This is a genomic window from Arthrobacter methylotrophus (assembly GCF_039539965.1).
GTDB classification, from domain to species: domain Bacteria; phylum Actinomycetota; class Actinomycetes; order Actinomycetales; family Micrococcaceae; genus Arthrobacter; species Arthrobacter methylotrophus.
This window is the reverse complement of the sequence record NZ_BAABED010000003.1, coordinates 17,501-20,000: the sequence shown is the minus strand read 5'-3', so window position 1 is coordinate 20,000 and position 2,500 is coordinate 17,501.

The window sequence follows — 2,500 nt, the reverse complement described above, 5'->3', positions numbered from 1 at the left end:
TTTTTTTTTTTTTTTTTTTTTTTTTTTTTTTTTTTTTTTTTTTTTTTTTTTTTTTTTTTTTTTTTTTTTTTTTTTTTTTTTTTTTTTTTTTTTTTTTTTTTTTTTTTTTTTTTTTTTTTTTTTTTTTTTTTTTTTTTTTTTTTTTTTTTTTTTTTTTTTTTTTTTTTTTTTTTTTTTTTTTTTTATTTTTTTTTTTTTTTTTTTTTTTTTTTTTTTTTTTTTTTTTTTTTTTTTTTTTTTTTTTTTTTTTTTTTTTTTTTTTTTTTTTTTTTTTTTTTTTTTTTTTTTTTTTTTTTTTTTTTTTTTTTTTTTTTTTTTTTTTTTTTTTTTTTTTTTTTTTTTTTTTTTTTTTTTTTTTTTTTTTTTTTTTTTTTTTTTTTGTTTTTTTTTTTTTTTTTTTTTTTTTTTTTTTTTTTTTTTTTTTTTTTTTTTTTTTTTTTTTTTTTTTTTTTTTTTTTTTTTTTTTTTTTTTTTTTTTTTTTTTTTTTTTTTTTTTTTTTTTTTTTTTTTTTTTTTTTTTTTTTTTTTTTTTTTTTTTTTTTTTTTTTTTTTTTTTTTTTTTTTTTTTTTTTTTTTTTTTTTTTTTTTTTTTTTTTTTTTTTTTTTTTTTTTTTTTTTTTTTTTTTTTTTTTTTTTTTTTTTTTTTTTTTTTTTTATTTTTTTTTTTTTTTTTTTTTTTTTTTTTTTTTTTTTTTTTTTTTTTTTTTTTTTTTTTTTTTTTTTTTTTTTTATTTTTTTTTTTTTTTTTTTTTTTTTTTTTTTTTTTTTTTTTTTTTTTTTTTTTTTTTTTTTTTTTTTTTTTTTTTTTTTTTTTTTTTTTTTTTTTTTTTTTTTTTTTTTTTTTTTTTTTTTTTTTTTTTTTTTTTTTTTTTTTTTTTTTTTTTTTTTTTTTTTTTTTTTTTTTTTTTTTTTTTTTTTTTTTTTTTTTTTTTTTTTTTTTTTTTTTTTTTTTTTTTTTTTTTTTTTTTTTTTTTTTTTTTTTTTTTTTTTTTTTTTTTTTTTTTTTTTTTTTTTTTTTTTTTTTTTTTTTTTTTTTTTTTTTTTTTTTTTTTTTTTTTATTTTTTTTTTTTTTTTTTTTTTTTTTTTTTTTTTTTTTTTTTTTTTTTTTTTTTTTTTTTTTTTTTTTTTTTTTTTTTTTTTTTTTTTTTTTTTTTTTTTTTTTTTTTTTTTTTTTTTTTTTTTTTTTTTTTTTTTTTTTTTTTTTTTTTTTTTTTTTTTTTTTTTTTTTTTTTTTTTTTTTTTTTTTTTTTTTTTTTTTTTTTTTTTTTTTTTTTTTTTTTTTTTTTTTTTTTTTTTTTTTTTTTTTTTTTTTTTTTTTTTTTTTTTTTTTTTTTTTTTTTTTTTTTTTTTTTTTTTTTTTTTTTTGTTTTTTTTTTTTTTTTTTTTTTTTTTTTTTTTTTTTTTTTTTTTTTTTTTTTTTTTTTTTTTTTTTTTTTTTTTTTTTTTTTTTTTTTTTTTTTTTTTTTTTTTTTTTTTTTTTTTTTTTTTTTTTTTTTTTTTTTTTTTTTTTTTTTTTTTTTTTTTTTTTTTTTTTTTTTTTTTTTTTTTTTTTTTTTTTTTTTTTTTTTTTTTTTTTTTTTTTTTTTTTTTTTTTTTTTATTTTTTTTTTTTTTTTTTTTTTTTTTTTTTTTTTTTTTTTTTTTTTTTTTTTTTTTTTTTTTTTTTTTTTTTTTTTTTTTTTTTTTTTTTTTTTTTTTTTTTTTTTTTTTTTTTTTTTTTTTTTTTTTTTTTTTTTTTTTTTTTTTTTTTTTTTTTTTTTTTTTTTTTTTTTTTTTTTTTTTTTTTTTTTTTTTTTTTTTTTTTTTTTTTTTTTTTTTTTTTTTTTTTTTTTTTTTTTTTTTTTTTTTTTTTTTTTTTTTTTTTTTTTTTTTTTTTTTTTTTTTTTTTTTTTTTTTTTTTTTTTTTTTTTTTTTTTTTTTTTTTTTTTTTTTTTTTTTTTTTTTTTTTTTTTTTTTTTTTTTTTTTTTTTTTTTTTTTTTTTTTTTTTTTTTTTTTTTTTTTTTTTTTTTTTTTTTTTTTTTTTTTTTTTTTTTTTTTTTTTTTTTTTTTTTTTTTTTTTTTTTTTTTTTTTTTTTTTTTTTTTTTTTTTTTTTTTTTTTTTTTTTTTTTTTTTTTTTTTTTTTTTTTTTTTTTTTTTTTTTGTTTTTTTTTTTTTTTTTTTTTTTTTTTTTTTTTTTTTTTTTTTTTTTTTTTTTTTTTTTTTTTTTTTTTTTTTTTTTTTTTTTTTTTTTTTTTTTTTTTTTTTTTTTTTTTTTTTTTTTTTTTTTTTTTTTTTTTTTTTTTTTTTTTTTTTTTTTTTTTTTTTTTTTTTTTTTTTTTTTTTTTTTTTTTTTTTTTTTTATTTTTTTTTTTTTTGTTTTTTTTTTTTTTTTTTTTTTTTTTTTTTTTTTTTTTTTTTTTTTTTTTTTTTTTTTTTTTTTTTTTTTTTTTTTTTTTTTTTTTTTTTTTTTTTTTTTTTTTGTTTTTTTTTTTTTTTTTTTTTTTTTTTTTTTTTTTTTT